The organism is Hymenobacter terrenus, assembly GCF_000972495.1.
Taxonomy (GTDB): domain Bacteria; phylum Bacteroidota; class Bacteroidia; order Cytophagales; family Hymenobacteraceae; genus Hymenobacter; species Hymenobacter terrenus.
Map to the genome: position 1 here is coordinate 1 of NZ_LATM01000033.1, position 23,434 is coordinate 23,434.

The window sequence follows — 23,434 nt, forward strand, 5'->3', positions numbered from 1 at the left end:
GAACAGTTTTTAAGGTGAAAAACTGTCAACCTATTTCAGGGCAAGACACTAATTGGTAGCGGACTTTTTTTCGATGCTCACGCTCAACTCCTGCTCGGCCACTCGGATGACGTTTTTATAGTAGAGCACCTACAACTCGGCTTGCTCGAACTGTTTCTGCAAGTGCTTGCCCTGCCCAGTCAGGGCATAGGCATGTTGCATGGCCTGCTCAACAAGCGTCGTGGCTGGCTTTTTTTGGATGTGTTCCATAGCTTGAGTATGTGCCTGTTCTTCCCGTCGGATACGTTCCAGCCACTTAGAAGGTGTATGAGATTTAGTGGAGATTCAAAAAGAAACGAGTCAGTAAGTTGCGGCGGGGGTTCCTAGGCTCCCGGACGCTTTATGGTTGACGGCTATCAACCCCTTACTGACTCGCAGTGGCAAGATATGCAGCCGCTCTTACCCGTCCATGGAAACCGGCGCCGGTGCTTGCGCCGGGTGCTTGATGCCGTGCGCTACATCTGCCGCACGGGCTGCCAATGGCGGGCCTTACCGGCTACTTTTCCCGCCTGGACGGCCGTACACTACTATTTCCGGCGCTGGCAGTTTGCCGTGTGGGGCAACCTCAATGAAGCGCTGAACCGGGCCGACCGCCTCGCGGCCAACCGGGCCGCGACGCCCTCGCTCGTGTGCGTGAACAGCCAAAGCGTGAAGCTGGCCCCGCGCATTTTTGAGCACCAGGGCACCGACGGCGGCAAGCATGTCAATAGCCGCAAACGGCAGATTATCAAGGACGTGGAAGGACGTATTTTCGCCTCTTACGTACACGCAGCCAACGGCCACGACGGCTCGGCCGCCGTGTTGGGCTTGCTGCCCAAGCGCCCCACCTGGGGCCAGCGCCTGGCCACCGTGCTCACCGACAACGCGTACCGGAGCGGTTTTGCTGCCCCCCTGCAGGCGCTGGGACTGCGCCACGAACTGGCCAGCCGGCCACCGAGCGTACGCGGGTTCGTGCCCGTTGCCAAGCGCTGGGTCGTCGAGCGCACCCTTGCTTGGCTAGCTTGTTTTCGGCGGTTGGCCGTCGACTACGAATTCACCCCCGCTAGCCATCAAGCTTGGCTGCTGATTGCTAACTCGACCATGTGCCTCAATAGTTTATGCCCGCCCTAAATCTCAAACACCCTCTTAGTGACGGTCGAACGAGTAAGCACTTGGTACTTGCTCATCGCTGACTCAATGGTATGGCGGCTGAAGTTGATTTCTTCGACCATCTGGCGTATTTTCAGCTCATGCGCCTGCTTGCGAAAGAAAAATAAGTGTTCCATCTGCGGAGAATTGATGGTCAACTCATTTTAGGACAAGACACGACAGCACTACCTTGGCAAGCTTGACGTAATCTTTCCCAAACTACTTGCAACCTTAGTAACCGGGGTTTTGCGACAGCTTAGCATTCAGGTCCGTTTCGCGCTGAGGCACCGGATACAGGTTTTGAAAGGGTTGGATGGTAAATCCTTTAGCCCGCATCACGTCCACATAGCGGCCGGAGCGGATAAGGTCGGGCCAGCGCTGGTTTTCGAAGGCCAGTTCTACGCGGCGCTCCTGCTCAATGGCCTGTTTGGTGTCGGCCTGGTTCAGGGACAGGGGCTTGGCTGGCAGGCTGACCCGAGTTCGAATGCGGTTAAGTTGGGCGACGGCCGCTGATGTCTGGCCCAGTTCGTTAAGGGCCTCGGCGTACATAAGAACAACGTCGGCAAAACGCAGGATGGGAAAGTCTACGTCGGCATCGGCATTCAAGGCGCCCTGCTGCCGGAATTTAACCGCGTACCGCCCCGGCGCCATCACAGTGCTACTGGTCGGGTAGGATTCCAGCAACGACGCGTTTTTGCGCGGGTCGTTGGGTTCAAAAGCGCTGGCCAGGTCGGCCGTGGGCGTGTTGAACCCGCCGCCGCCGCCGCCGTTGGGGCCCAGCATAAAGCCCGAACCCACGGGCGCCCAGTTTGACCAGATGTCGCTGCCCTGCGTGACGCCTACCCCGCCGGAGGAGCCCACGGCACTGGCCCCCTGCGCCAGCAGACCCGACTTGTACTGCACCGCGAAAATGTACTCGGTGTTGGCGGCGTAGCTGGTATTAGCCGCGAACACGGTGGGGAAACTAGCCATCAGCGACCGTCCCGAGTTGACGTTTACGTCCTGCAGGACCGGCAAGGCACTGGCGTAGTCTTTCATTTGCAGGTAGACTTTGCCCAGCAAAGCCCGGGCGGCCCACCGCGAGGCCCGGCCAGCCTCGGTGGCCGGAATGGTGGCCGGCAGTACGTTGTAGGCGATGGTCAGGTCGTTGATAATAACCTTGTACACCTCCTCTTTGGGGGAGCGGGGTACATCGGCAGTGGCATAAATCCCATTTACCGGCGCCGTGATGAGCTGCACTTCGCCATAAAGCCGAACCAAGTTGAAATAATACAGGGCGCGCAAAAAGCGGGCTTCGCCGTCAAACCGGTCTTTTTCCGCTTGGGTGAGGGACGGCGTCAACGTGGCGCCCGGCAGTTTCTCGATGATGGGGTTCAGCCGCCCGATAGCAATGTAATGGTCGCGCCAGGCGTCCTGAATGGCGGTGTTGCTTTTTGTGAAGAATAAATCGTTAATCTCAAAAAATGAATTGTTACTGGACTGGCGGGTCGCCCCAAATTCCGTGTTGTCGGAGGCGATTTCTTCGAGCACCATTAGGGCCCCCGACCCGCTGGCGTACACGCCGGGCAGCTTCAGGCCGGCGTAGCCCCCCATCAGGGCGTTGTAAAAATCCAGCCGGGTCTGGTAGAAGGTGGTGGTGATGCGGTTTGACTCCGGCACTTCGTCCAAGAAGCTTTTGCAGGAAGTCAGGCTCAGGCCAACGCTAATCGCAATGGCTATAGAATAGTTCTTATTCATGGAAGTAGCTGCTTAAAAGGTGGCGTTCAGGCCGACGGTGATGACACGGGCCACGGGATAGGTGCCGAAATCGACGCCCAACGCCCGTTGATTGTTGCCCGCGTTTCCTACTTCGGGGTCGTAGCCGGGGTAGTCCGAGAAGGTGAATAGGTTGGTACCGGTCACGTTCAGGCGCAGTGCTTCCAAGCCGATACGCTTGGCCAGAGGAGTGGGCACCGAATAGTTGAGCACCACGTTGCGGATGCGCGCGAACGAGCCGTCGAACACATAGAGGTCGCTGAACAGCGTGTTGTTGTTGCGGCCGCCCCGGATTGCCCGGCCCCAGCGCCCGTCGCCGGGCTGCTCGGGGCTGCGCCAGCGCCGGTCGTTCACATAAGTGGCGTTGTTCGTCGTGCCCGTGTTGTTGAAGGCGAACAAGGCGTTGTAAATCTTGTTGCCCACCACGGCGTTGGTGAAAATGTCTAGCGAGAATGCCTTGTACCGGAAGGTGTTATTGAAGCCCAGCGTATAGTTGGGCTGTGGGCTGCCAATCAGCTCCCGGTCGTCGTCGTTTACCTGGCCGTCATTGTTGGTATCGGCCCACTTCACGTCCCCGGCGCGGGCCAGGGGCTGGTTCGGGTTTGTTTGGTTAGGCTGGGTTTTGTAGTTACGCGCTTCGTCGTCGGTCTGAAACACACCGAGCGTCTTTCGTCCGTAGAAGCTGCCAATTGGCTGCCCGACCTGCGTGATGGTAACATTGTTGCGTCCGCCCGTGCTGCCAAATATCTTATCAGCATCGCTGCTCATTTCCAGCACCCGGTTTTGGTTGAAAGAAATGTTGAAGTTGGTGTTCCAGCTGAAGTTTTTGCCTACCACGTTCTGCGTGCCCAGGGAAAATTCCAGGCCGCGGTTGCGCACGGCGCCCAGGTTCACGGTAGCCGACGTCAGGCCCGTGGCCGCGGGCGTCTGAATGTCGAAGAGCATATCCCGGTTCACCCGGTTGTAAGCGTCGGCCGTGAGCGTAATCCGGTTGTTGAACAAAGCCAGATCGAGGCCCAGGTTGTACTGTTCCATGGCCTCCCAGGCCAGGCTCGGGTTGGCAAACGTACTAGGGCTCAGGCCAGGAACGTTCGCGTCGCCGATGACGTAATTGGTGGGGGCCAGTTGCGGCAGGAAGCGGTAGTTACCGATGTTGTTGTTGCCGGTCAGGCCGTAGCCGGCCCGCAACTTAAAATCGTTGATGGCCGGCACTGCTTTCATAAAAGCCTCGTCGGTGAGCCGGTAGGCAAATGAGCCCGAAGGGAACGTGCCCCACCGGTTGTTCGGGCCGAACTTCGACGAGCCGTCGGCCCGCACCGTAGCCGTGAAGATGAAGCGGCGATACAAGGTGTAGTTCACCCGCGCCAGATAGGACATCAGCGTTTCACGGCCAATGTTTTCGCTGCCGCCGTTCACCGTGCCACCGTTGATGTTGGTCACTTGGTCGTTGGCAAAATTGGCGGCGCTGGCTTCCAGCCGGTCGGTGAAGAATTTCTGAAACGTCACCCCGGTCACGACATTCAGCACGTGGTTCTCCGAAAATGCCCGGTTGTAGGTCAAGGTGTTCTCGTTGGCCCAGCTGGTATTCAACTGGTTGTAGGCATTGGCCGAAGTAGCCTGGGTATAGTTGGAGCCGCCGGCTAGCGTAGAGGGCACGAATACCCGGAACTGGTTCTGAAAAATGTCGCCGCCGATGGTAGCGCGCAGCTTCAGGTCGCGCAGGACGTCGTACTCCACGTAGGAGTTGGCCAGCATGCGGAAATTGTTGTTGGTGTTGACGAACTCGTCGGCAATGCGCAGCGGGTTCTTGATGTCAATCTGGTTGTCGCCGTCTTGAAAGGTGAAGTTGCCCAACTCGTCGCGGGGCGGCAGGTGGGGCGAAATGCCCATGGCGGATTGAATAATTCCGTAACCGGGCTGGGCGTAGTGCTCGGCGGTGTTGAGGCGTTTCTGATTGGTATAAGTCGGAATCAGGCTCACGCCAACCTTGATTTTGTCGTTGACCCGGGCGTCTAGGTTAGCCTTGAAGTTGAAGCGCCGCAGGTAAGTGTTGATGACGGTGCCCTGCTGCTCGAAAAAGCCCCCGCTCACGCTATACTTCAGCGCGTCGGTGCCCCCCCCCAGCGTAACCTTGTAGTTGGAAATGGGAGCCGTGCGGAAAATCTCATCCTGCCAGTCCGTGCCCTCGCCCAAAGCCGCCGGGTCGGAGAGGACCGCCGGGATGTCGTAGTTGCCGCCGGGCCGCACAGCATTGCTGTCAGTAATCCGGGGCGTGAAGGTGGGAGTGCTTGCCGTATTGTCGAGGTAGCCGGCGTTGCGGCCGTCGATGGTGTATTGGGCAAACTCCTGCGCGTTCATCATCTTGATGCGCTTGACTACTTGCTGCACCCCGCCATACACTTCCACGCTCACCCGGGACTTGCCCAGCTTGCCGCGCTTGGTGGTGATTATGATGACGCCGTTGGAACCGCGCGAGCCATAGATGGCCGTGGCCGAAGCGTCTTTGAGCACGTTGAACGACTCGATGTCGCGCGGGTCGAGGGCGTTGAGCGGGTTGGAGCCGTCGGCGTTGCTCACTGGAAACCCGTCAATGACAATCAGTGGCTGCGCCCCGCCCGTGATGGAGCTTACACCCCGTATCAGGATATTGGGGCTGCCACCGGGCTCGCCCGACGTGGTGGCAATCTGCAGGCCGGCCACCTTGCCTTGCAGGGCTTGGTCCACGCTGGAGACGGGCAGTTTCTCGATTTCCTCGGCCTTTACGGTCGCCACCGCGCCGGTTAGATCCCCACGGTTTTGCGTGCCGTACCCCACTACCACCACCTCATCCAGAGCTTTGTTGTCGGCGGCTAGCTTGACGTTCAGGGTGGGGCCGCTCACGGCTACTTCTGTGCCCTTGAAGCCAATCGAACTGAACACCAAGACGGCATTATCAGGCACCGTCAGCGTAAACCGGCCGTCCACATCAGTCGAAGTTCCATTAGTGGTGCCTTTCACCAGCACCGTTACACCGGGCAGGCCCTCCCCGTCCTCGCCCGTCACCCTACCGGTTACGGTCATGTCGGCCGCCAGGCGAACTAGGGCTGTGAATGGCGGCCGGAAACTGGCCCCAAGCACCGGGCTCAGGCCCAGCATCGGCACCAGAAACAACGGCCCGGCTGCCCAACAGAGCGAAGAAAAATGTACGCATCTAGACATGGTGGGATTTCTTGATTGGTAAAAAGTGAATTATTTCATTTGACTTGTGGGGCTTGGGCGGTAGAAGTAACTGTTGATTCTACAATCGGTAGGCCGGCTGCTTGTGCAGGGCCTCGTAGCGCAGCAGCGCTTCGAGGTAGTAGTAATCGGCGTAAACCAGGGGCACATCCACCTCAGAGTTGGCTGGCTTGTTGCCCACCGAATGTTTGAGCAGGAAGTGGTTGTTCTCGCCCAGCTTGGCCCGGTACGCTGGGCTGCTTAGGCTGGTCAGCATCGCCACGGCCGCCTCATAATAGGCCTTACCCTCCTTGCCCGAGTAGGTACACAGTTCCAGCAGGCCCGAAGCGGCTACCGCCCCAGCGGATGCGTCGCGCTCCTCATTGGGAATGCCCGGGGCGTTAAAGTCCCAATAGGGAATCTTGTCGACCGGCAGGTTGGGGTGCTTTAGATAGAAATTGGCGATGCGGCGGGCGTGCGCCAAGTACTTGGGATCTTTGGTTTCGCGATACATTACCGTAAAGCCATATAGGCCCCAGGCCTGTCCGCGGGCCCAGGCCGAACCATCAGCCGCGCCCTGGGCCGTATGACGAGCCAGCACCTTGCCGCCCGGCTCATAGCACACCACGTGATAAGAGCTGTGGTCAGACCGGAAGTGGTTTTTGAGCGTGCTATCGGCGTGCGAAATGCAGAGGTTGTAGAGCTTTTTATCGCCCGACGCTTTCGCAGCCCAGAACAGAAACTCCAGGTTCATCATGTTGTCGATGATGACCGGATAATTGTAGCCTTTGAACTCGTTCCAGCTCCTAATCACCCCATACTCGGGGCGGAGACGTGTGGCTAGCGACTGGGCCCCGGTGAGCAGAATGGGCCGGTACGTCTCGTTCTTGGTTAAGCGGTAGCCGTTGCCTAGCGGGCAATAGAGCATAAAGCCTAGGTCGTGGGTCTCGGTATTGTGCTGCTGGCCGGCCACGGCCATGCTCCACTTATCGGCGGCAGTTTTCCACTTCGGGTCTTTGGTTTGCTCAAACAAATACCAGAGCGAGCCGCCGAAAAAGCCACTACACCACCACGAAGCATCCCGGTTGTTAATCGAGCCGTCGGGCTTGCTGGATTGGGGAAACTGCTTGGTATCGGGGTGGGTTCGCAGCATCCGGTCGTACTGCTTGGCCGCCAGGGCAAATTCCTTCGCCACGTTGATGGATGGCGCCGGGCGCCCGACCCGACTTTGCGCCAGCAAGGGGCCGGCCACCAGGAGCAGCAACAGAAGCAAAAAGCTAAACTTTTTACGCATAAAGTGTTTTGTTAGCAACAAGTTGGCAGCTAAGCCAAGGTTAATGATTTAGACCGATTGCAACCGTGCGTTCAGGTTGTTTTCGGAGAGTATAGGCGAGGAGGAACCGTACTGACCAGTCACCACCGCTCCCGCGGCGCAGGCCCGGCGCAGGCACTCAACCGGCGATTGGCCGGTAATCCAGCTGACCAGCAGCGCCGCCAAAAAGCCCGCGCCGTAGCCGTCTGGGTCTTCGATTGAAGTTCCAAAGCCCGTGCTGTGCCACCACATACCTTCTTTGTAAAGCGAGGCACCAGTTGCCCCGCGCATTAGGCAGACTGCCTGCAAACCGTACTTTTTGGCCAGCCAGGGCACTGCGGTTTCGGCAGGCGCGGGCTGCCCCTGCCAGGCCGTGATTTCGGCTAGTTCCGCTGCATTCAGCTTGACCAGGTCGGCCTGTTTCAGCAGGTACTTGACCACCTCGCGAGAGCAATGGGCAGCATGCAGGTTTAAGTCCAGCACCTTAAAAGGCGCGTGTGGCAGGAGCCGGTACAAGGTTTCGCGGCTCACCGGGCTGCGGGCTGCCAAGGTGCCATACACCAACATCTGCCCCCGGGCTACGGCATCATACAGCGCTTCCGTATAAGGAATATAATCCCACGCCAAGGGCTGCACAATCTTATGATATTTGACCCCGCCAGCCGGCTCGGGCGACTTCACGAGTCCGGTCAGGTGAGTGGCACTGAGTTGCACCAGAGCCGGATCCAGGCCATGGGCTGCCAGTACCGCCAGAAGTTTATGGCCCAGCTCATCATCGCCCACACGGCTCACGAGCTGCACCGGCTGCCCCAACTGCTGCAGGTGCAACGCTACCCGACAGGGCATGCCACCGGGCCGATGACCGCCGGCCAACAGGTCCCAGAGGGTTTCTCCAAAGCAGACGATGGCAGCAGATGAAATCATGAGTGGCAACGGATTTCAACAAAGGTCTGTTGGCCACCAGCGTCTGTGCGCACTATTTTTGCACAAAATCCATCACTATTCCTTCACGCACAGCATTTGTCTTAAAAATCTGATTTTCAAACTTATGCCGCATATTTTGCATTGGCTAATAAGTGCGTTTTGTCAGTTTTGTATCAATTATCCCAAATTTGTGCGCACAACGAGTACTGGTTGACTCGAAGGTCAGGGAAATGATGGGAGAGCAAATCCCCTTTGTAGCTGCTTTGCTATCTACAGTTGTGGTAGGTTAGTACGAGTAACCGCTCATCCACTCTTTTATTGGTTGAATTCACTGCGCACGGTCAGTGCATATAGGCCTTAGGTGTACTGCTCTCTTTGTAAGAAATTGTTTCAGCACGTGAAGCGCTATGGATGTGCCCCTGTAGCGCGTTTAGCTCTCGGTAATGGGTTGTTGCGCTCGAAATTCTGAAGGGGACACCTGATATTTAGCGCGAAAAGCAGCGGCAAAATACGAAGGCGAGGAAAAGCCGAGTACATACCCCACCTCCCCAATGGTTAGCGAGTCATCCAGTAGCAGTTGGCGGGCCTTGGTTAAGCGAATGTTCTGAATATGCTCGGTGAGGCCGGTGCCCAGCAAGGCCTTGACCTTGCGGTAGAGTTGCATGCGCGACAAGTTCAGGCTGCGGCCGACATCATCCACGCTCAATTCGGGTCGGCTCAGGTTAGCTTCAATAATTGCCGTCAAGTCGGTCAAGAAGCGCTGGTCGGGGCGGGTTGGGGCCACCGTCGTTTTGTCGAGGTTTAATTCCCGGCGGAAATGCTCTCGCTGCCGGGCGCGGTTGGCCAGCAGCGTGCGGATGCTTTCCAGCAAAAAAGCTGGATTGAAGGGCTTCGTTAGATAGAGGTCGGCGCCGGCCTGCACTCCTTCGAGTTGCTGCTCGGGAGCCCCACGGGCCGTGAGCAGAATGACCGGAATGTGACTTGTGCGCCAGTCATCGCGCAGGCGCGCCACCACTTCCAGCCCAGTCAGGCCGGGCATCATCACATCGCACACCACTAAGTCCGGAATCAGGGCAGTGGCCATCTCGATGCCTGTGGTGCCATTAGTGGCGGCCTGCACTTGAAATGAAGGCCGGAGCTTCCGCACCAGAAAATCATTTACTTCCGGGTTATCTTCGATGACCAGCACCAGCGTGTCGCTGGCGGCTGCCTCAGTGGCAGGCGTGGCTTCGGTGGGCTGCTCCAGTACATCAACTGGTAGCCGGCGCTGCCGCACCAACGGGAGGTAATCGCCCTCAGCCGCTAGCAGGGGAGCCGGGAGCGCGTGCAGCGCCACAGGCAATTCGCGAGGTAGGGTTAGCTCGAACGTGGCGCCCTGTCCGAGTTTGCTTTGCACCGTGAGTTGGCCGTGGTGCAGCCGGGCCAAGCCCAAGGCCAGCGCCAAGCCCATGCCCGACCCCTGAGCTGTGCCATCGGCCTGCCCTTGGTAAAACCATTCAAATAGATGCGCTTGGTCCCGAGGGCTAATGCCAGGCCCAGTGTCGGTTACGCTGATGCGCACCATGCGGCCGACGGCATCGTCTTGGGGTTGCAAGCGCACCACAATTTCACCGCGTTCTGGAGTGAATTTGAGCGCGTTCGATAGCAGGTTGAATAGAATTTTATCTACCACGTTCGGGTCGAACCACGCGCTGACGATGGTCGCAGCCGGCAGCCAGCGCAGCCTAATGCCCCGCAACATGGCGGGCCGTTCAAATACATCCACGATTTCGCGCACGAATTCCACCAGATTGCCCTCAGTGGCCTGCACAATCATTTTGCCCACTTCAATGCGGCGAAAATCCATGAGTTGATTGACCAGCTTGAGTAGGCGCTGCGTGTTGCGATGCACCAATCCCAAGTCGTGCCGTTGCGCCGCTGTGAAGCTAGCTTTGGTGGCCATCAGCTCATCAATGGGCCCCTGAATGAGGGTGAGCGGGGTACGCAGCTCGTGCGAGAAGTTGGTGAAGAAGCGCAGCTTGGCTTCGGTATCCGCCTGAGCCTGGGCAGCCAACGCTTCCAGCTGATTGCGCTGGCGCCGAATTTCTTCGTTCTGCGCAATCAGCTGCTTATTAATGCTTACATTTTGCTCGTTCTGCGTTTTAAGTTCTTCGTTGATGCGCACGTTTTCCTCGTTCTGCGCAGTCAATTGCTCATTAATGCGCACGTTCTCCCCGTTCTGGATTTGGAGCTGTGCGTTAACGGAAGTGTTTTCTTCGTTGCGCAGCGCCAGTTGCCGGTTTAGATGGCGCTGCTGGCGGCCCGACTGCCATGCTATGGCGGCGAAACCGGCCATAGCCACCAAGGCCACCAGTAGCCCGAGTATCAAGCTACGCTGGGTGACATAGTTGCCCTGTAGGTCGTTCATCAACATCAGCTGACGCTCAATGTCTTGCTGTTGGCTGGCCAGCCGGTCGGCCTGCTGCCGCATCATCGCCACATTGGTGGAATCAATAACCGTGATACCGAGCAGGTTTTCGCGCTCGTACGATTCCTTGTTGAGGATGCGCAAACCCAGGCGCATGGCCTCGGCGCCGCCCGGGAGGTTACTGATGGAAGCTGCCAGTACCCCGTCCTGCACCAAGCCGATGCCTCCGCCCGGACCGGGCAACCCATTGACGCCAATGATGCGAATTTGCTTCTCCCGTCCCAGTTCTTTGCACACCCGGTAGGCCTCCAGCGCGAGCCAGTCGCTGTGCGCAAAAATCAAGTTCGTTTCGGGGTGGATGCGCAGTAGAGCCTGGAGTTCGGCTTTTGCCGTGAAGGGCTGCCATGCGCTGGCCACTTTTCCCACTAGCTGCATGGCCGGGTACTCGGTCAATCCCTGCTCAAACCCCTCGTGCCGCTTGATCGCAGTTTGATTCCCCAACCAGCCTTGAAGTTCCACTACGTGGCCCCGTTGGTGCAGCAAGCCGGCCGCGCAATGGGCCGCTGCCAGCCCTATTTCTGAGTTGGAGCTGCCCACGTAAGCCGTGTATCGGCGTGAATCAACCGGCTGATTAAGAATGACTACGGGCAGGCCGCGGTCGTAAATTTCTTCCACCGCCGCCGCCACCGTGAGTCGTTTTGTTTCGCAGGGCGTAACGATGAGCAGGTCTGTTTTATCTTTTGTAAGCGCTAGAATTTGAGATTGTTGAAGCTTGATGTCGTTTTTGGCATCTAAGGTTCTAAACTGTACTTCCGGGTGAAAGCTTAACTCACGCCGCATGCCCTCGAGCATCGCCTCGCGCCATTTACCAACTGAATTGCACTGCGCGAACACAATACGGTAGGACTTCGCGGGCTGCGTGGCGGAATTACAGCCCGCGAGTAGCAACCAACATCCAAACACACGCAGCCATCGGCTCATCGGTATAACATGAAGGGAAGATAACATAGCCAAAAACAGCCATGAAAGCAATATGCTTGGGAAGGTCAAGAGGACGGTAGTTTCACTATGTGAAGCTAGTCGACCATTCCGGCTGCCTCACAATGAAAAGGATATCTGTCAGACCTTTCGTTGTAAGCAAGCTCTTTTACAGGGCTGATGTAATTGAAAATTTAAATTTAATCAAAAACCCTTAACAAAGACGGCCTCTCGAATCAGGGGTGAGTGAGCTGATACTTTTATGAAGCACCGAGTTTGTGCGCAGAACCTTTCCAAGCGCAGGCAAATAACGGGAGCATAAGAAACCTTGTATTCAATCGGGCCAAACTGATCGGGCGGCCAAAACCTTTCAGCACAGAAAAAGCTTTGTGCCCCGCAGAAAAAGCAATTGCTTTTCTCACAAAATCAAGCAAAATTGCTCGCTGTTGCTATTCATATTAATCACTTGATTATTTTGACATTATACACATAAAGAACGTAAGTGAAGCACAATAGTGTCAGTTTTGTAACAAGTATCCCAAAAATGCGCGCCGCCAAAGGGTAGTTGTTGGTATTCGAGCGCTGAAGGCATTTTTTAAGCCTGCTTTACCTTATCTACTTTCGCAGGGCAAGCTAGGGCCAGTAGCAAGCAGGTTTGGCTGAGTGAAAGAAATTTTACCCACCGCTTCACCCGTGGCCGCTGTTCCGACTATTGCTGCCGTTATGGTAGAGGTGTTCGCCTCATGAGTGAGGCAGTCCGGACCTATTCAGCTAGGAGCCAAGCCAGTTACTACGGCCCAAATATTTACCTGCTCCCGTCTGCTCCGCCCCACTGTCATCCTTCACCGCCCTTTCCACTTTCATGAACTGCCTCCCTCTATTTGACCTGACCAATAAATACGCTGTTATAACGGGCTGTAGTCGAGGCATTGGCCAAGCCATGCCAGATACGGGCGCCCACAACATTGGCGTGTCCACACCGTTGGCTTTGGAGGAAATCGATACCGCACAGCAAGTCGGAGCCCTGGGGCGCCGGTTTTACGCCTATCAGGCAGACTTCAGCTTGCGTGACCAAGTCGACGCTTTTACCACCCAAGTCCTGCTGCGGTTTCCCCGCATCGATATTCTGGTAAACAATGCCGGTACCATCCGCCGCGCGCCGGTGGCCGAGCATCCGAACGCTGATTGGGACGACGTGCTGGCCATCAACCTCAAAGCGCCCTCCCGCTTAGCCCGCCCCATCGGCGGCCAGATGCTGAAGCAGGGAAGTGGCAAAATCATTTTCACAACGTTGCTGCTCACGTTTCAGGGCGAAATCAACGTGCCGGGCTACGCAGCTAGCAAAGGCGCATGAATGCCTACCTCTACTTCGACCTGTCCAACGTCCAGCGCGTGCTGCACCTGCTGGGTGAGCCCACCGAAACCCGCCCGCTGTGGGTGAACAACGAGCAGACCATCCTCTTGCCACCGTGGTACATCCACACGGGCTACGCTACCTTTCATCTGGGGCATAGCCGGCGAAAACCGCGAGTACACCGACATGGGTATTGTACCCCTGGGCATGATGTCCCAAGGGAAACGGCTACCTCTATATGCTCTCCACTCCTTACTCCTTGCCTGGAAAACCCTTTAAATACCTTCAAAATGGTCCTGCTTCGATTGGAACGCCAAGACAAAGCAGGACATTACCATTTGTTTACTATTCTTCCTTCCAGCTGAAAAAGCCCGCTTAACTCCCTTGGTCAACCACAAACTGCATCATGCTCATTTTTGCGCTTGTTATGTTTCGCTTCAATAGTCAAAAAAGTCCGCTGAACGCCGTAACGCAGTGGATGGTGCTCTGCGCCCTGCTCTGCGCCAAGTTGGGATATCCGGCGCAGGCGCAGCCCGGCGCCGCAGCGCCGAAATCGGTTGCGCCAGTGGCTACCTCAACTGTATTTAAAGTAGTTGCGCCTGATTTTAAAACGAGTCCGCTGACAGGCATGACGCGCAGGCACTGGCAGGATGCCGCCCGCTACCTGCTCACCGGGGCCTTCAGCTACGTGCGCACCCTCGATGACCCACTCATTTTTCCGAAGCAGCCGGGCCGCAGCTACCCCCACAACAACAACGATGCTGGGCAGGTGCGCACCGCCAAATTCGAAGGCTTGTGCCGCACGCTGTTCATCGCCATGCCCCTGCTTAAGGAAGACCCCAGCTTGACCATTAACGGCATCAAAATTGGCGACTATTACCGCCACCAGATCGGCCAACTGCTAGATCCGGCCAGTCCTACCTACATTCGGCTGCGCCCGAAAGAGGAAGGGCAGAGCCAGACGCTGGTGGAATTCGGGGGCTTAGCGGTTAGCCTGTTTGCCGCTCCAGAGATTCTGTGGGACCCGTTGTCGAAGGCGCAAAAAGATGCCCTGGCGGCTACTATGCTCAGCTACGGCGACGGGCCGACGGTGCCGTCTAACTGGCGGTTCTTCAACATCTTCGTGCTGAGCTTTTTCAAAAGCCGGGGCTACGCCATCAACGAACCCTTGCTCGACGAGTATCTCAAACTGTGCCTGGAGGCCTACCGGGGCGCGGGCTGGTACAGCGACAACGGGGCCTACGACTACTATAGCATGTGGGCCTTTCAGGTGTATGGTACGCTCTGGTCGCAATTCTACGGCCAGAAGTACTCGCCCCAGTACGCCCAGCAGTTTACCGCGCACCTGACCGACGCCCGCGACAACTACCCCTACATGTTCAGCCGAAACGGGGAGATGATTATGTGGGGCCGCAGCATGAGCTACCGTTTCGGGTCCGTCGCTCCCTTTCCCCTGATGGGGCTAAATCCCGCTCCTGGCACAAATTTCGGCTGGCTGCGGCGCATCTCCTCGGGGGCAATGCTTCAGTTTCTGCAAAACCCGGCCATGATGCAGGACCAGGTTCCCACGCTGGGTTTCTACGGGCCTTACGAACCTGTAGTCCAGGCCTATAACTGCCGGGGCAGCGTGTATTGGATGGGCAAGGCCTTTCTGGGCTTGCTCGTGCCCGCCAACAGCCCCTTCTGGACTGCCACCGAGAACGAAGGCCCGTGGGCGAAGGAGCTAAAGCCAGGCACCGTGGCCAACCGCTTTCAGCCGGGGTCCAACATTCTGCTCACCGACTACCCCAATAGCGGCGCGGCCGAAATCCGGGCGCGGTGCAACACCCGCGTGGCAGGCCAGGCCGACCCGTACCGCGCCAACGAAAACTACAACCGCCTTTCCTACAACAGCGCCTTCCCCTGGCAGGCCGACGGCCCCAACGGCGAGGTGGCTATGAACTACGTTTTTCAGGATAAAGCCCAAAAGTGGCACGCCCTGAACCTGTACACGTTCCGGCGCTTCGAAAACGACGTGTACTACCGCGACGCGGTGCCGGAAGCCGACTCCACCCTGCGTTTGCGCCTAGCCGACATCCCGTTGCCCAACGGCATTCTGCGCGTCGACCAGGTGACCGGCGGGCCGGCGGGCACGCCGCTGCGGCTGGGCCACTACGCCCTGCCTGCTGGGCAGGGACCTGTCCGGCGCCAAACGCGGAAAGTGAAAGGCTACACCGTGCACCTGCTCGATAACGGGACCTACCAACTGGCCCTGGTGCCGCTCCGCGGCTGGGAGTCGGTGCAGGTGTACGACACCAAGGGCCTGCACCCGGCCAGCGCGGAAAGCGCCGTCATCAACGCCTCTGGTACCCTCGCGGCGCCCTCGGCCCGCCCGGCGCTCTACGCCACGCTGCTGCTGTGGAAGAAATCGGGCACGACCTGGACCGATGCGGAGCTGCTGCCCGTCACCAAGCTCGCGTACCCAGGGCCTACTACCAGCGTGCAGGTGCAATTCGCCGATGGCAGCAAACGGAGCGTTGATTTCAAGTAATCCTTCTATTCTTCTTTAGTTCGTTTAGATCATAAGTTTAATAGCTGCCCTGGGCTTCCCGCTTACGACCAGCCCTCTGGGTTTGATACCGTCTACCGCACAAAGCAGCGATACCATTGACAGCAGCAAGAGTGGCCAAAGCGCTGCTTACTAAGCCATGATTGAAATTTGGCATGATGTAATTATTTATAAAAAACAATAGCCCACCTGTGAATACAGTCTGGAAGTAACAAAATCTGGTAACCAATCCGAAAGCCACCCGCCTGCAATCATTTATTAGTCAAAATAGTATGCCCTGGTACCGCCGCGAATTTGTGCAACAGTCGTTATCCCTGATGATTTTCATGGCTGCTACCAACTGCGTGGGCAAGGAGTTTGGCGCTAAATCCAAGACCATTCTCCTTCGTTCCTCCTGGCAGACGGTCAACATCGGGGACATCGGGCACACGCCAGGCGCCCTGGAAGTGTTTAAGCAATATTTGCCCGACAACACCCGGCTTATTCTCTGGCCTTCCAGCGTGGATAACGGCGTAGCGGAGATGCTCAAGGCGTATTTTCCCAAGCTGGTTATCGCTGAAGGCAAGCTGGACGAGGTCGGCAAACCCTCTACGCCCGCCCTCCAGGCCGCTTTTAAGGAAGCCGACATCTTCGTGCACGGGTCCGGGCCGATGGTGCTGGCTCAAAGCCATATGGAGGCATGGCGTAAGCTTACCGGCAAGCCCTACGGCGTATTTGGCGTCACGATTGGCGGGGAGCTAGACGGACAACTGACCGACCTGCTCAATGGAGCTGCCTTTGTGTACCTGCGGGATACGGTGTCGCTGAAGCAACTGCAACAAGAAGGAATCAAGTCGCCGGTGCTGGCTTTTGGCCCGGATGCCACGTTTGCCATCCCGCTGCGCAACAAAGTAAAAGCGCAGGCCTATCTAAATTCGGTTGGCCTGACGGAAAAGCAGTTTATCTGCGTAATTCCGCGTTTGCGCTACACACCGTATTTTAAGATTCACAACACCACTCCCACGGCCGAAGAGCTGCGTCGGGCGGCTATCTCCGAGCAGTTTGTAGAGCAGGACCACGCCAAGCTGCGGGAGGTCATTATCGAATGGGTGCGCAAAACAGGACTTAAGGTGCTGGCTTGCCCCGAAATGACCCACGAGATGGCCCTGGCCAAGCAGTACTTGGTGGACCCGCTGCCCGACGATGTGAAGAAGAACGTGGTGTGGCGCGAAACCTACTGGCTGCCCGACGAAGCCACGTCCGTGTACGAACGGAGCCGGGCCGTGGTGAGTTTAGAAATGCACTCGCCCATTATGGCGTTTCAGGCCAACGTGCCCGCCATTCTGGTCCGGCAGCCCACCGATACCAGCAAGGGCCAGATGTGGCGCGACGTAGGCCTAGCCGACTGGATTTTTGAAGTTGACACCAGCACTGGCGCTCAGATTGCCAGCCGGGTGCTGGAAATCCACGGAAACTACCCGGTTGCTTTGGCCAAGCTGGGTACCGCGCGCGGCTTTGTCAAGCAGCGGCAGCAGGAAATGGCCGGCGAAGTAGCCAAAGTCATTCAGACATAAATAATGGTAGAAATGGTAGAACCAGTGTCGGACTTCATGCCAACCAGAAGCAGGAACCGCAACTCGAGGGCGAACAATTTATCAGCTATGTGCTGGAACCGACGGCATCGCCGCCTGGCCACTTCTTTCTCCTCCCTTCAAGAATATCTCATTCCACCTGTTCATGTCTGTTAGCAAACTACCCGAGAGCCCCGAAACCGTACCAGGGCAAGAAACTTCTCCATCAACAACGAAGCTGTTCTCTGCCGTCGTCATCGTGGCCGCGCTGGGCTACTTTGTTGATATCTACGACCTGATTCTGTTCAGCATCGTGCGGGTCGCCAGCCTCAACGAGTTGGGCGTCACGGCTCCGGCCGAGCTCACCTACCAGGGCTTGTTTCTCATCAACATGCAGATGGGCGGCATGCTGCTTGGCGGTATTCTATGGGGCATCCTCGGGGATAAGAATGGGCGCCTTTCGGTATTGTTTGGGTCCATACTACTGTACTCGCTGGCCAACTTGGCCAACGGCTTCGCGCAGACGGTGGATCAGTACGCTTGGCTGCGGCTTATTGCCGGCGTGGGCCTGGCGGGGGAGCTGGGCGCGGGCATCACGCTCGTGAGCGAAAGCTTGCCCAAAGAAAAGCGCGGGTACGGCACGATGATAGTGGCCACCATCGGCGTGAGCGGAGCCATGCTGGCTTATTTGGTTGGTCAGAAGCTAGGCTGGCGCAACGCCTATTTCGTGGGCGGCGGGTTGGGATTGGCACTGCTGCTGCTGCGGGTGAGCGTGTTCGAGTCGGGCATATTCCAGCAAGTGCAGGCCCAGGGCGAAGTGTCGCGCGGCAATTTTCTGAGTTTGTTTACCAACGGGCCGCGGCTGGGTAAGTACCTGCGCATCCTGCTCATCGGCGTGCCGCTGTGGTTTGTGGTAGGCATTCTCGTTACGCTGGCCCCTGAGTTTGGGCGGGCGCTGGGCATCACCGGGGAAGTAACTGCCGGGCTGGCGGTATTTTGGTGCTACTTCGGGCTGGTATTCGGCGATTTTATAAGTGGAGCACTGAGTCAGCTCTGGCACAGCCGCAACAAAGCGCTGCAAGTGTTTCTGGCATTTTGCGCCATTTTGGTTGCGGTGTATCTCTTTGGCTTGAAAGGCGCTTCGCCCACCACCTTTTACGCGGTATGCTTTGTGCTGGGCATTTCGGTGGGCTTCTGGGCATTGTTTGTGACGGTGGCGGCCGAGCAGTTTGGCACCAACCTGCGGGCCACGGTGGCGACTACGGCCCCCAACTTCGCCCGGGGCGCGGTGGTGCTGCTGGTGCCTGCCTTTCAGTACCTGAGCGGGATATTTGGCTTCGTGCCGGGCGCGGCAATGCTGGGCGCATTCACGCTGGCGGTGGCCTTTTGGGCAGTCAGCACCTTACCCGAGAGCTACGGCAAGGACCTCAACTACGTGGAACAGTAGAGCGCTGCCTAAAGGCTGGCTCTGAGTCCCATTCAAAAACCATTTACCGTTGTTTATAATGCCTACTTTCCCAAACCGCCGCCAGTTTATAAAAGCTTCCACCGCCTTGTGTGGCGTGTCGCTGCTGCCCATCGATGCCTTATTGGCGGTAGCGCCCCGGTCCCGCCACATTCTGCTGCGCTCAGGCTGGCAAACAGAAAACATCGGCGACATTGCTCACACGCCAGGCGTGCTGGTGCTTTTGGAAAAATACTTACCCGACGCCATCGTCACCTTCTGGCCATTTTACGATTATCTGCCGGACCAAGAGGTGACCATGTTAAAGCAGCGGTTCCCGAAGCTGCGCATCGCGCAGGGCAAGCTCGACGCCGCGGGCCAGGCTTCCACCCCCGAGCTGGAGGCAGCCGTCGCTTCCGCCGACTTCTTGCTGCATAATTCCGGGCCCTATATGCTGGCCTGGGCCGATGCGGAGGCCTTTCACAAACGTACGGGCAAACCGTTTGGGGTGTATGGCGTCACGTACGGCCACTGGGTTTTCGGAACCCAGGAAAAGGAAACCCTCAGCAAAGCGCGGTTCGCGTATTTCCGCGACTCGGTGTCCCTGGCGAAAGCTAAGCAGGATGGTGTCAATGCACCCATCATGGAGTTTTCTCCGGACGCGGTGTTTGCCCTGGACGTACGAAACGAACCGGCGGCAGACGCTTTCCTAAAGGCGCAGGGACTGGAGAGTGGCAAGTTTCTATGTTGTATCCCCAAGCAGCGATTTACCCCTACGTGGCTGCACGTGCGCAAAAACCGCCCGCTCGACTGGGGAAGAAACAACCGCAACGAGGAAATGAAGGAGCACGACCACCGCCCCCTTCGCGAAGCCATCATCGCCGTTACCCGCGAAACGTCCCTGAAGGTGTTAATCTGCCACGAGGACGAAACGGAGATGAGCATCGGCAAGGAGTGGCTGCTCGATAAGCTGCCTGCCGACGTGCAGAAAAAAGTGGTGTGGCTGAATCGCCCGTGGACTCTGGATGAAGCCGTTGGTATCTATCGGCGCAGCGCTGGGCTGTTCGGCAACGAGATGCACAGCCCCATCATGTGCATTGCCAACGGCATTCCAGCTATTGTAGTCCGTTGGGTCGAGCAGAGCAGCAAGGGCGTGATGTGGGAAGACATTGGTCTGAAGGAATGGCTGTTTAATTTCGACTGCGAAGACGATACCAAGCGCTTGGTCCCTACCGTGCTGGCTCTGGCAAAAGACCCTGCTGTGGCCAAGGCCAAAGCTGTAAAGGCGCAGGCGTTTGCCCTCAGCCGATTGCGCCAAACGATGGGGGAGGTGGTGAAGGCCAGCCAACCTGCTTAAGACCCTGTCGACGGTGGGGCGGCCAACGCGAGTGTAAGGACGATGCAAGCCAGCAACAGCAGTTGGGCAACAGTGCGGCGCTGGGCCACGAACCGTTTGAGGGCGGGCCGGGAGGCGTAGTGAAAATACAGCCAGAACGTGGCCAGCACCGACAAGGAGTAGTAGAAGGCCGTGCTAAAGAGAATTCCTGTTCCAACTCTAGTGGAACCCCTATTTCTGATGAACGAATCCGTCGAGTGTTTTCTGGATGAACTACCGGCCCCGTTGCAGTCCGTAACCCGCCGCCTGCAGGCCCTTCTAGTGAGCTTGGCCCCCGCCGTACGGGAGGAATTCAGATGGAACATACCGTTTTACAGCTTCCACGGAGCGTTGTGCTACTTGAATCCCCAGCCTAAACGAGGCCACGTCGTGCTGGGCTTTGTGCGCGGCACCGCCCTGTCTGACCCTGCGGGCTGCCTGACGTGCCGCGGCAAGACCGTTCGGCACGTGCTGCTGCGCACCGAAGCCGCCGTGTTCGAGCCCGCCGTGTTGACGTTATTGCAAGCGGCCTTGGCCGCAAACTATAACTGGGCCACCGGAGGCTCAGGACTAATTGTTTTGACGCGCAGGCCAGGAGGTAGGCCACCTCTGGCGCAACGCCAGCTTTATCTTTGCCCTGCGCGACTCAGGCGTCGAGTTTGTGTGCTGCGACATGCACGATGCCAATACCCTAACCGTGGGGCTGTTCGCCGTCATCGCCCAGCATGAGCGCGAAACCATTTCCAAGCGGGCCAAGGAGACATCCGCCGCCCAAAAAGCCCGTGGAGCGCAGCTCGGCACTCCAGCTAACCTGCCCCCCGCGTGATGGCCCAGGGACGGGCGGCCATGCAGCGCAACGCGGCCGAGAGCTAGCCCAACCGCCAAACCACTCGCTTGGCGGGACTGCTAAACGGCCACGGCCACACTCTGCGTCAGATTGCCACCGAACTGAACGCTGCCGGCTATCGCACCCGCCGTGGCCGAGACTTCTACGCGACGATGGTGGCGCGGCTGCCCACGCGGGTTGCTTCTGCAAAGATTCCTTTGATCGTGCGGGAAGAAGTCAACCCACGAATTGAATCAGGAAAGAGCCAGTAGTTGACGGCCTCCCATTGGCAATGGTCCATGCACGTCTATACTTGGCGGGCTTACGATCATTGATAAGTAAGTGCTGACGCTGATGCCCGGTAATAAGCACTTTCATTTTGCTCTCACAAAATGTAGACAATGCAGCCTCACGTCGGATTCTGGAAAAAATAGGCTTGCAGCTGGGCAATGAGTTTACCGAGGACGGCGTGCGCTGCGTGTGGTACGAGGCAGATAAACCTCATTAGCAGTAAGTGGAACTCATTGTGGCGGCGCTTTGGCTTTGACGGAAGCCTTAGGTGGGGGTTGGCGAACGGCCAGTGCTGCCAGCACCTGCACTCCTATCACCCAGCCCACGGCACTGGCCCAGCCGGCCAGTACGTCGGAGGGATAATGCACGCCGAGGTACAGGCGCGCCCAGCCCACGCTGAGGGCGAATACGGGCCCCAACGTGCGGGTCAGCCAGTAGGCCCGATGCTGCCACAGCAGAAACCCAACGGCCGTAGCCACCGCGGCGGTGTCCATGGCGTGCCCACTGGGAAAACTATACGTGGTTTCCGGGTGAATGCTTGCCCATAGTTCCGGGCGGGGCCGCGCTACTAAGAACTTGATTACCTGAGTCAGTAGCATCGACCCACCTACCGAAAGCACGAAAGCCAGCGCCTGGGAACGGCGGCCCCGCAGCAACAACCCACCGATAATCAGCAGAGTTGTGGCGACCATCGGGCCGGTGTTGCCGATGACCGTCAGGCCCACGGCCAGCTTGTCGAGCCACGGGGTGGCGTGCTGATGCAAAAACAGCAGAATTGGCTGGTCGCAGCTGAAGCCGCCGAAAACCACAACGGACCATGAGATGCTGCCGAACACCACCCACGGCAGCACAAACCCTAAGAAAAATAATGCTTTATGCACCCGCAGGAAGTGGCGTAACCTCATCCAATACGAAGCAGGTGGCATGGCAAAAGTGGGAGCGGGAGACAAAATATCAGCCCGCTATCTTCTACGTGAGGCGTCGGATGACGTTTGCTTGACTTCGCAGATAGCTATTTCCTAAACCCCGCGTCATACCCTAGCGCGCCATTATGTCGAACGTTACCTGAAAATCGTTGCGAATGGCGTAACTGCCCAGGTTCTGGAAAAAAGAAGAGGAGTTATAGTTGATGCCGAATTGGGTGCGGTCGAGCGTGGCAGTGCCGCGCAAACGCAGGCCACCCGGCGTAAGCTCAATGTTTACCGGAAAATCCACGGGCTTGGTCTGGCCCTTGATGGTGAATACGCCCCGGGCCTGCCCGGCCTTGAATTCGGTGAGCTCGAATACGGCGGTGGGGTATTTTACGGTATCGAAAAAGTCGGTGCCGCGCAGGTGTTCGGCGAGTTGCGTTTGGCTGTGGGCAATGCTGGCCATGTCCACCACGATGCGCGCGGCGCGCACGGTTTGGCCTTCGGCCGAAATGCTGCCCTCCCGCAGCCGGATGGTGCCTTGGGGAGCCCAGGAACCGGCCTCGGCGTGACCGGTCCAGGTGAGAGTGCTGGCCGTAGAGTCGAGCCGGTAGGTGGTGGGGGCTGGGTGGGCAGCGAGCAAGCCGAGGAACGGGAAGAGAAAAATCAGCAGATTATTCATGATATTGGGAGTGTAAGTGGTATTTTTTAATCGGGGCGCTCGGGGTGTGAAGTATTTGAGAGAAGGGAAGACACGACGTTCAACGACCAAACGCAAAGTGCTGCATCCCTATCTCGTGCAACGGTTTCACTTGGCGGAATGGGGCTCGGCTTCGGTTTCAATCAGTCCGTAGCCTTTATAGAGGCGGCCTTGCGCATCTTTGGCGATAATGAACCAAAGGGCATCGCCGCCGTAGCGGCTTTTGGCGCTGGCGGCGTAGCGGTAGTTGCGGGCGAAGGTGTAGGTGACGCCCTTCTTCAGCTTCCCGCCGGGGCAGTTGAATAGCTCGGCGAATTCGGCAGGGGTTTCGTGCAGATTGGCTTGCCAGCCGGCGGCACTGTACCAGATGTAGCTGCCGCAGCTCACAATCTCCAGGTCGGTGGCTTCGGCGCGCACGGCGGTGCGGTGCTTCCAGACGTAGCCGCCCGGCACCGCGGGATTGGATTCGGGATAAACAGGGTTGGGCGAGTGCCAGAGCGTGAGGCCGACAGGGAGGCGGCGTAGTTCGTCGGGCAGCACGCGGGTGCGGTCGGTCCAGACCTGCGCGGGGGTGGTTTGAGCACTGCCAAGGGCGGGGCGGAGGGCCAGTGCGCCAAGGGCCAGCCAGAGAAAATGGGTCATGAACGGGACGTTTGAAGTACGTCTCAAAGGTGGCCTTCTCCCCTACCGTCCATCGCCC

20 protein-coding genes are annotated in these 23,434 nt (G+C 57.9%); 9 read left to right on the forward strand and 11 right to left on the reverse strand.

Going from position 1 to position 23,434, the window contains the following annotated elements; genetic code table 11:
* Positions 1-381 precede the first annotated feature (381 nt).
* On the forward strand, positions 382-1,149 hold the full coding sequence (locus tag WX88_RS23075; RefSeq protein ID WP_046246795.1) for an IS5 family transposase: 768 nt from the start codon (positions 382-384) through the stop codon (positions 1,147-1,149).
* Here WX88_RS23075 and WX88_RS30420 read toward each other — a convergent pair.
* The 6 genes from WX88_RS30420 to WX88_RS23100 form a co-directional block, all read right to left on the reverse strand.
* The gene (locus WX88_RS30420) at positions 1,146-1,304 is read right to left on the reverse strand and encodes a hypothetical protein (protein ID WP_156176369.1); all 159 of its coding nucleotides are present in this window, start codon (positions 1,302-1,304) and stop codon (positions 1,146-1,148) included. The two genes, WX88_RS23075 and WX88_RS30420, sit on opposite strands and share 4 nt — an antisense overlap.
* Positions 1,305-1,398: 94 nt before the next feature.
* The gene (locus tag WX88_RS23080) at positions 1,399-2,904 is read right to left on the reverse strand and encodes a RagB/SusD family nutrient uptake outer membrane protein (protein ID WP_046246796.1); all 1,506 of its coding nucleotides are present in this window, start codon (positions 2,902-2,904) and stop codon (positions 1,399-1,401) included.
* Between the two features lie 12 nt (positions 2,905-2,916).
* The gene (locus WX88_RS23085; protein ID WP_082116259.1) at positions 2,917-6,120 is read right to left on the reverse strand and encodes a SusC/RagA family TonB-linked outer membrane protein; all 3,204 of its coding nucleotides are present in this window, start codon (positions 6,118-6,120) and stop codon (positions 2,917-2,919) included.
* A gap of 79 nt (positions 6,121-6,199) precedes the next feature.
* A complete protein-coding gene (locus WX88_RS23090; RefSeq protein WP_046246797.1) occupies positions 6,200-7,411 on the reverse strand; it encodes a glycoside hydrolase family 88 protein in 1,212 nt (403 codons plus the stop codon).
* A gap of 48 nt (positions 7,412-7,459) precedes the next feature.
* On the reverse strand, positions 7,460-8,353 hold the full coding sequence (locus WX88_RS23095) for a PfkB family carbohydrate kinase (protein WP_046246798.1): 894 nt from the start codon (positions 8,351-8,353) through the stop codon (positions 7,460-7,462).
* Between the two features lie 430 nt (positions 8,354-8,783).
* Positions 8,784-11,741 carry a hybrid sensor histidine kinase/response regulator transcription factor gene (locus WX88_RS23100; protein WP_197076910.1) on the reverse strand — a complete coding sequence of 986 codons (2,958 nt, stop codon included), beginning with the start codon at positions 11,739-11,741 and terminating at the stop codon, positions 8,784-8,786.
* Positions 11,742-12,600: 859 nt separating this feature from the next.
* Between WX88_RS23100 and WX88_RS23105 the strand changes: the two genes are divergently transcribed.
* Positions 12,601-13,092 (forward strand): SDR family NAD(P)-dependent oxidoreductase, encoded by a 492-nt coding sequence (locus WX88_RS23105; RefSeq protein ID WP_046246821.1) that lies wholly within the window; start codon positions 12,601-12,603, stop codon positions 13,090-13,092.
* On the opposite strand, the gene WX88_RS30425 is transcribed toward WX88_RS23105, so the two are convergent.
* Entirely contained in the window at positions 13,068-13,301 is a 234-nt protein-coding gene (locus WX88_RS30425) for a hypothetical protein (protein ID WP_156176370.1), read from the reverse strand. The genes WX88_RS23105 and WX88_RS30425 overlap by 25 nt on opposite strands.
* Positions 13,302-13,519: 218 nt before the next feature.
* Here WX88_RS30425 and WX88_RS23110 point away from each other — a divergent pair, with 218 nt between their 5' ends.
* The 4 genes from WX88_RS23110 (at position 13,520) to WX88_RS23125 (ending at position 19,991) form a co-directional block, all read left to right on the forward strand.
* Positions 13,520-15,622: a DUF2264 domain-containing protein gene (locus tag WX88_RS23110; protein ID WP_197076911.1), complete on the forward strand. Its 2,103-nt coding sequence runs from the start codon at positions 13,520-13,522 to the stop codon at positions 15,620-15,622.
* A gap of 290 nt (positions 15,623-15,912) precedes the next feature.
* On the forward strand, positions 15,913-17,193 hold the full coding sequence (locus WX88_RS23115) for a polysaccharide pyruvyl transferase family protein (protein WP_052733022.1): 1,281 nt from the start codon (positions 15,913-15,915) through the stop codon (positions 17,191-17,193).
* Between the two features lie 163 nt (positions 17,194-17,356).
* Positions 17,357-18,637 carry an MFS transporter gene (locus WX88_RS23120; RefSeq protein ID WP_046246800.1) on the forward strand — a complete coding sequence of 427 codons (1,281 nt, stop codon included), beginning with the start codon at positions 17,357-17,359 and terminating at the stop codon, positions 18,635-18,637.
* A gap of 58 nt (positions 18,638-18,695) precedes the next feature.
* Positions 18,696-19,991, forward strand: a complete 1,296-nt coding sequence (locus WX88_RS23125; RefSeq protein WP_046246801.1) for a polysaccharide pyruvyl transferase family protein — start codon at positions 18,696-18,698, stop codon at positions 19,989-19,991.
* Here the strand turns inward: WX88_RS23125 and WX88_RS30430 are convergent.
* Complete coding sequence (locus WX88_RS30430; RefSeq protein WP_156176372.1) at positions 19,988-20,140, reverse strand: hypothetical protein; 153 nt, start codon at positions 20,138-20,140, stop codon at positions 19,988-19,990. The genes WX88_RS23125 and WX88_RS30430 overlap by 4 nt on opposite strands.
* A gap of 70 nt (positions 20,141-20,210) precedes the next feature.
* Between WX88_RS30430 and WX88_RS32195 the strand changes: the two genes are divergently transcribed.
* The 3 genes from WX88_RS32195 to WX88_RS30435 all read left to right on the forward strand — a co-directional run bounded on the left by WX88_RS32195 (position 20,211) and on the right by WX88_RS30435 (position 21,107).
* On the forward strand, positions 20,211-20,738 hold the full coding sequence (locus WX88_RS32195; RefSeq protein WP_072053087.1) for a DUF1801 domain-containing protein: 528 nt from the start codon (positions 20,211-20,213) through the stop codon (positions 20,736-20,738).
* Positions 20,683-20,835 carry a recombinase family protein gene (locus WX88_RS29060; protein ID WP_231590775.1) on the forward strand — a complete coding sequence of 51 codons (153 nt, stop codon included), beginning with the start codon at positions 20,683-20,685 and terminating at the stop codon, positions 20,833-20,835. The genes WX88_RS32195 and WX88_RS29060 overlap by 56 nt, the downstream gene beginning before the upstream one ends.
* A gap of 68 nt (positions 20,836-20,903) precedes the next feature.
* A complete protein-coding gene (locus WX88_RS30435) occupies positions 20,904-21,107 on the forward strand; it encodes a recombinase family protein (protein ID WP_156176373.1) in 204 nt (67 codons plus the stop codon).
* Between the two features lie 249 nt (positions 21,108-21,356).
* Here the strand turns inward: WX88_RS30435 and WX88_RS23135 are convergent, their stop codons facing one another.
* The 3 genes from WX88_RS23135 to WX88_RS23145 all read right to left on the reverse strand — a co-directional run bounded on the left by WX88_RS23135 (position 21,357) and on the right by WX88_RS23145 (position 23,376).
* Positions 21,357-22,052 (reverse strand): phosphatase PAP2 family protein, encoded by a 696-nt coding sequence (locus tag WX88_RS23135; protein ID WP_072053088.1) that lies wholly within the window; start codon positions 22,050-22,052, stop codon positions 21,357-21,359.
* Between the two features lie 112 nt (positions 22,053-22,164).
* Positions 22,165-22,716, reverse strand: a complete 552-nt coding sequence (locus WX88_RS23140) for a YceI family protein (protein WP_046246803.1) — start codon at positions 22,714-22,716, stop codon at positions 22,165-22,167.
* A gap of 126 nt (positions 22,717-22,842) precedes the next feature.
* Positions 22,843-23,376 (reverse strand): hypothetical protein, encoded by a 534-nt coding sequence (locus WX88_RS23145; RefSeq protein ID WP_046246804.1) that lies wholly within the window; start codon positions 23,374-23,376, stop codon positions 22,843-22,845.
* Between the last annotated feature and the right edge of the window lie 58 nt (positions 23,377-23,434).